Here is a 353-nt window from a genome sequence, read left to right as displayed (position 1 = left end):
GGACGGTACTGGTCATGGCGCTTTGCCAGTTCGGCGCCGAGCTCTTCATTATCCGCCAGTACCTTCTCGCCCAGGTCTTTGTCACGCCGCTGGCGCTGGTGTCCACGCTCCTGGTCGTCCCCGCCTCCGCCTCCATCCTGTTGCGCGACCGCATCGTCGAGACCGTCATTGGCGCCGCCGTCGGCATCGTGGTGGTGCTGGCCCCCGGTGCGTGGCGCTGGCTCCGGCCCGGCACGGCACGCCCCGCCACCCAGGCCACCGTCATTGGCGCCGCCGTCGGCATCGTGGTGGTGCTGGCCCCCGGTGCGTGGCGCTGGCTCCGGCCCGGCACGGCACGCCCCGCCACCCAGGCC

At 72.8% G+C, this 353-nt stretch carries 1 protein-coding gene; it reads left to right on the top strand.

Annotation, left to right across the window (positions count from 1 at the left end):
* Window positions 1–353, top strand: a 353-nt coding sequence (locus AC1DKD_RS42580; RefSeq protein WP_477144916.1) for an FUSC family protein, incomplete at both ends; no start/stop codon positions are given.

Source organism: Cupriavidus sp. 05T313 (assembly GCF_056396665.1).
The sequence above is the reverse complement of the archived record's forward strand: the minus strand, read 5'-3'. Positions and strand labels throughout refer to the sequence as shown.